The following is a 6,289-nucleotide window of genomic DNA, read 5'->3' as shown; positions in this document are numbered from 1 at the left end:
ACCGCAGAAGCTTGCTTTAGAAATCGTAAAAAGTCCTTGTGAAGGATTTTCGAAAAATAGATCAAATAAAAAAGGTTTTCCAATGATACAAATAGGCCAAGAAAATTGGGGGCATCTATAAATAAAGGCCTGAACCAAAAGGTAAAAAGCTTAAAGGGCATACTGTATCTCTGCATATCCACTGCAGAACCTGCCGCCTGAAGCTGGCCTGCCGTAAAGCTGCTCTGGTTTACAAAACTTTCCCACACATTTTCTTCATCCAGTTTTAAGTAGATCAGAAGCTCATCGTAAATAAAAAACGACACTACGATTCCCCCGATTACAGATAGTACTTTTTGATATAGTGGCATCTTTTCCCTCCCCAGCAAATAGGACATCCCCATTCCTATCATAATGGCAAAGAAAATATGTGGCCGGACAAAATAGGTCAAAAAGCCCCCTAAGCCTATCAGTATTTTCCTATTACCGGGATAGGACAATCCGTAAACGAGCAAGCCTATCCCACAAAAGATCACACTTCCCTTTCCCAGCGATGAAGTCCAAAAATGCATATTGGGTAAAAACATGAGCAAACTGATCATATCATAACCCTGCCATTTGATATTTAACTTTAGGTTTTCTTTAAAGAAAAGATAAAAGAACAAAAACCCTATATAGCCCATCCAAGTGCACAAGACCATCATCATCTCATAGTTAAAATGGAGGTATTGGATAAATGGGTAAGCCAACCATTCTATAAAATGGGTACCAGTATGAAAAAGCTCATGCCATTTTATATTTTCGTCACCGGCATCTAAAAAATAAGAAACAGAATCAGATCGATTAAATTGTGCATAAGTATAGTAAACGCCGGCAAAAAGCATATGGTACCAATAAAGCTTATTCAGCAAGTTAAGTTTGGCCGAACGGTCTGCTAGTATTAGCCCATTCAATATTGGTTGGTTCAAGGCAAACAAGCCTATCAAAAGAAATAACCCCAGTATCATTATTAACTTATCCTCGCTCTATTTTTCCTTTGCTGATTGTATGCAATTTTGCCAGTAGCTTCAACATTCACAATTTATTATGATAATTTCTGTAAAACTTCTTGATAAACCCTTTCCAACTGATTTACCATTCTTTTCATACTAAACACCTCTTCCACCCTGTTTCGCGCATTCTTCCCCATCTCTTTTAGTTTACTTTTGTTTGCTAAAAGATCCAATGCCAAGGGGAGCAAATTGCTTGGATTATCTACTGGGCACAAATGTCCTTCCTTTCCTTCCCTAATCACTTCCCCAATTCCCCCCGCACACGTACTGATGACAGGCAGTTCACAGGCCATCCCCTCTAACATCGCAATGGGTAAGCCCTCAAATTGGGATGTACTCATATAAATATCCATTGCAGACAAATAAGGAACCACCTCCTTTTGGGTTCCTACTAAATGAATATGCTGAGCAAAATGTCCATCACCTATGCATTTCTTTACCTTAGCCCATTCAGCTCCACTTCCAACCAGGATAAAATGTACATCCTGCCTCGCAGCCCAGATTTCCTTGGCCAAGGCCACCCAAATGGGCAAGCGCTTTTGGGCTCTAAACACAGCCACTGTACCGATCACCAAATCCTCCCCCGGGATGCCCAAAGCTGCCCGGGTTTCTTCCCCCTTTGTCTTCTTTCTGATAAATGTTTCGACATTTACCCCATTTGGGATTGTCCTAATTTCAGGTCCCTTCCCCTTAATTCTATACCCTCTTGTGATGCTGCATTCCACTTCTTCCGAAACAGGAACCACGATATCCTGTTTGGAAAAGGTGAGTTTATTAAGCCAATAAGACAGAAAATTATAGCGTTCCCAAATATTGTGTTCCGTATAAACCAGTGGAAGGCCTGTTTTAATGGCTACTGCTCTACCTAAGACCCCCGCCCAAGGTAAATGACTGTGAATGATATCTATTTGATGATCCTTTACAAACTTTGACACTGGATTGACCTGCATGGGAAGACTAAGGGCCGACGCGGGAAAACAACTCACTTTAATTCCCACATGCTGTAATTCTTCCACCATATTATGGGGCTGATGGTAAAAGTAGAGGCAATAAAATTCATATTGCTCTCTATCGTGCAAGACAGCCGTTTCAGGAATCAACTTTTCCGCCCCACCTCTTCCCAAAGATTTGATGAGATGAAGTATTCTAATTTTACTTTTTACCATGGATTTTATTCTGTCGCAAGTCCCAAAAAAAATTCAAAAAATCTTCCGCAGATTTTTCAAAGCTAAATTTATTGGTAACCAATTGGTTTGCTTTTTCCCCCATTTCATATCGCCTTTCAGGATGGTTAAAGAGCAAAGTAATGTATTTCTCAAATTCTTCTAAACTATAGCTATCAACCAAATATCCTGATTGAGAATGATGTACACATTCCTCAAGACCTCCCACATTTGTACTTACCACAGGCACATTAAAAATTGCAGCCTCTAGCACCACACCAGGCATTCCCTCTGTTTCACTGGTCATTATCAATAGATCTGATGCTGATAGAAATGGGCTCACGTCTTCCTGATATCCGTAATACTTTAAGCAACTGATATCTTTTATTCTGTCCTTATACAAGCCTAAATCCTTTCCCCCTCCAACCAAAAGTCCTTTTATTTGAGGTCTATTTTTTTGTAAACTCTCAACTAAATCCAAAAATCGATCAGGTCTCTTTTGGGGCGTAATATTGCCTAAAAAAAGTACCACCTCATCGTTATCTGCGATCCCTAATAACTTTCTTGCATCTTTTCTAAGAGGAGCTGTTGCAAATTTATTCTTATCAAAACTTCTGTAGAGTACTTTCCCTGATTTAGAAAATCCATAATGTTTTCTCATCGCCGACAAACTGGCCTCACTCACACCTGCTACCCCATCCAACGCAGGTATCACCCAATGCTTATAATAGAATTTTGTAACCCCTTTGGGGTTCCAATAAATGGGATTATCAATTACACGACTAACCCATACCGTTTTCTTGTGAACGAAAGGTTTCAAGGCAGCACCGTATTTTAATGTCCTCGAACCATTTAGTAAGATAATATCAGGTTGATCCTTTTGGATAATATCCCACAAACGTTTAAGCAACAAAGGTTGAATGGTTGGAATCTTTTCAAAAAAACTGGAAGACAAAAAACCTAGTTCTTGGTCTTCCTTCTGCAAAAAGACCTTCTTATCTTCTTTGTTGCTAGCATATAAATAAACCTTCCGAACCTCATGGCCCAAATCCCTCCATCTTTCCGAAAGATCGGCAACAAAAATCTGAGCTCCTCTACGAACAGGAGAAGTATCTATGATTAAAATATTCATTAACGACTTTTTTTTCCCCCTGGCCCCCTAAAGGGGGAATGGAACATAACTAGATCTACGAACTTACATTTTGAAAACCCAAATCCATTCCCCAAACGAAACCAACGCCTTCCCTTTAGGGGAGGACGGGTGGGGTTAATTCTTTCTTAATTCGCTCCAACACTCTTGGTAAATCCTTAATAACCTCTTGATTTGTAAATCTAATTACTTTAAGGCCAAGTTCTTCCAACTCAAATGTTCTTCCTTCATCTCTCTCACTTTGTTCTATTCCCAAGTGAATTTCTCCATCTACCTCTATAGCCAATCGATAGTAATGACAGTAAAAATCAACAATAAACCTGGCTACAGGATGCTGTCTTCTAAACTTGACCCCGCCCAATTGATTATTTTTTATGGAATTCCAAAGTAGCTTTTCTGATGGTGTAAGGTTCTTTCTCAGCTCCCTTGCCCTTCTTAAAATCTCCGGGCTAGCTCCATAATACATTTCGTTCATTTCTAAAAAATTTTAATTCTCAAATCGTTTTTTACCTCCTTGCCCCCTAAAAGGCTGAATGGGACATTGTTAGAGCTGCTAAACTATAATATGGAAGCATGAATCAATTCTCAAAACTAAACCAGCCCCTCTCCTTCAGTGGAGGTTGTGTGGGGTACTTAAACTTTAGTCCCCATATCATTTGCACCCCCTAGCCCCCTAAAAGGGGGAACGGAACATTACTAGAGCTATTAAACTACAATATTGAAACGTGAATCAATTCTCAAAACGAAACCAACCCCTCCCCTTCAGGGGAGGTTGGGTGGGGTACTTTAAACTTTAGTCCCAATATCATTTGCACCTCGTTGCCCCCTAAAGGGGGAACGGAACATTACGAGATATACTAAACTACATTTTGAAAACCAAAACCATTCACCAAACGAAACTACCCCCTCCCCTTTAGCGGAAGTCGGGTGGGGTAATTTAAACTTTTAGTCGCCAAATCGTTTTTCACCCCCTAGCCCCCTAAAAGGGGGTACGGAACATTACTAGAGCTATTAAACTACAATATTGAAACGTGAATCAATTCTCAAAACGAAACCAAGCCCTCCCCTTTAGGGGAGGTTGGGTGGGGTCAAAACCTTCCGCAGCACTGCCTCATATTCCTGGGCTATCTTCTTGATATCAAAACGCTCTATGGCTTCTTTTCTGGCATTTATTCCGAATTGAGCCATTTCTTCTACATTACTTATCGCATATTTCATCCGATTAGCCAGCTCCTTTACGTCTTTTACTGGAAAAGTAAGCGCATTGCTGTTTGAGGTAACTGCTTCCAAATTCATCGGAATATCGGAGGCAATAATTGGGATCCCCACCATCATTGCTTCGACCAAAGCCCCAGAAAACCCCTCATACCAGGAAGGAAACACGAAACAATCATAATCATATAGCTTATCCTGAACTTGGGATATACTTCCGGGTAACCTTACTTTATGAGTCAGCCCAAGCTCCTTTATTTTCTCTTCGAGTGATTTTCTTAAAGGTCCCTCCCCAAAAATAGTCAAAGTGCTATCAGCATGTTCTTCCTGCACCATGGTAAAGGCCTGGATAAGTTCAAGCCAGCCTTTTCTTTTAATTAATCTCCCATATCCGACAAAATGCTTTAGTAATAAACCATGATCAAAGGATCGGGATGGAACCTCTCTACCTCTATATACAGCCGTTGCCCTATCCACATTGATTTTCAGGGTGTGTTCATGCGATTGAATCAGGCATAGGGCATTTGCAATCCAAAATTTAGGAATTGATGAAGTCCATTTGTCCAAAAGCCAAAAGGTCTTGAATTTCCAATATCCTCTACCTTTATGTTCCCTAATTCGAATGAGATTATAGCTATCATTAACCAACGTTCCGATCAGTGGTACTCCTGAAATCAAAGAAACCATTCTACTAATCAAATTTGAACGCATTAAGGAAGAAACCATTAAATCAGGTTTTTCAAGTTTGACTAATTTTAAAAGCTTCTTTACCCCAACATCAAAACCATATCTATTGGTATTTTCCAGAAATTGAACCCTAATACCCGCCTTATTAAATTTATCAGCGAGAAAATGATCTGGATAAAAATACACAACTAATATTTCTATTTCTTCGGAAAACTCGGGTAATAACTGCAAATAACTATTCTCTGTTCCAGCATTGGCAAGGCTATCGAGAATTAAGAATACTTTCATTTATTTTATAATCATTTTCCCCATTCTCCCTTGAAAATGGTCAGCAAACGCTTTAATTATAAAAAAAGCATTGATTTTACCATAAGAAAATCCATGTCTAAAACCATAAAACAATTTTATCCCCCACTTAATGTATAGTATAAGCCTCATTTGATGATATCCATTCTTCTTAGCAAGAAAAAGAAGATTTCTCAGACTATAGTATTCTCTATATAATTGCTCTTTGCTTTTCGATTGATAGTATTTTTTTTTCAAGCTTAATCGACCACTTTTTTTTCTCATCTCATAAAACAACTCTTTGTCAACCCAAATTTTAAAACCAGCCTCTTTTACTCTTAGGCAAAAATCCAGTTCTTCAAATCCAAAAAAAATCCTTTCATCTGGTAAAACCCCTCCAATCACCACTTCCGAATGAACTAACAAGGACATCCCTCCTGCAATGCTATCCACTTCCAAATACCCTTTCCCTGCCAAATATTCATCAGGAGTTCTATTTATTACTCCTTTCTTTTTATTAAAATTATGCCCAACACAACCTAAAAGACCTTTTTTTTTCATTGACTTCCCAAGGGTCAATAATTTTTCAAACACATGATCAAACTCCGGGGGATTATCATCATCTCCCCAGTAAATCCATTCGTACCCATCTTGGCCAGTCCACTCCATAATTATATTTCTTCGGCGCTTCAAATTCATAATCACTCCAACGTTGTGTCTGCCTAGCCCATAATAATGACTTCCCGCCAAGCTGAAATCCC

General features: G+C 39.2%; 6 protein-coding genes. All 6 read right to left on the bottom strand.

Features of this window, described 5'->3' with window-relative positions; translation table 11 throughout:
- The coding region (locus tag ACYVAA_RS21955; protein ID WP_460546024.1) for a hypothetical protein at positions 1 to 986 on the bottom strand (986 nt) is incomplete at its 3' end.
- Positions 987 to 1,063: 77 nt separating this feature from the next.
- Complete coding sequence (locus tag ACYVAA_RS21950) at positions 1,064 to 2,197, bottom strand: glycosyltransferase family 4 protein (RefSeq protein WP_460546022.1); 1,134 nt, start codon at positions 2,195 to 2,197, stop codon at positions 1,064 to 1,066.
- Positions 2,184 to 3,326: a glycosyltransferase family 4 protein gene (locus ACYVAA_RS21945; protein ID WP_460546020.1), complete on the bottom strand. Its 1,143-nt coding sequence runs from the start codon at positions 3,324 to 3,326 to the stop codon at positions 2,184 to 2,186. The genes ACYVAA_RS21950 and ACYVAA_RS21945 overlap by 14 nt, the downstream gene beginning before the upstream one ends.
- A 115-nt stretch (positions 3,327 to 3,441) precedes the next feature.
- The gene (locus ACYVAA_RS21940) at positions 3,442 to 3,819 is read right to left on the bottom strand and encodes an endonuclease domain-containing protein (RefSeq protein WP_460546018.1); all 378 of its coding nucleotides are present in this window, start codon (positions 3,817 to 3,819) and stop codon (positions 3,442 to 3,444) included.
- Positions 3,820 to 4,412: 593 nt separating this feature from the next.
- Positions 4,413 to 5,531 carry a glycosyltransferase family 4 protein gene (locus tag ACYVAA_RS21935; RefSeq protein WP_460546016.1) on the bottom strand — a complete coding sequence of 373 codons (1,119 nt, stop codon included), beginning with the start codon at positions 5,529 to 5,531 and terminating at the stop codon, positions 4,413 to 4,415.
- A partial coding sequence (locus ACYVAA_RS21930) for a glycosyltransferase family 2 protein (RefSeq protein WP_460546026.1) occupies positions 5,532 to 6,289 on the bottom strand: 758 nt, incomplete at its 5' end.

It is taken from the genome of Echinicola sediminis, assembly GCF_054777495.1.
Note: the sequence above shows the minus strand (reverse complement) of the source record. Positions and strands in the feature narration are given on the sequence as shown.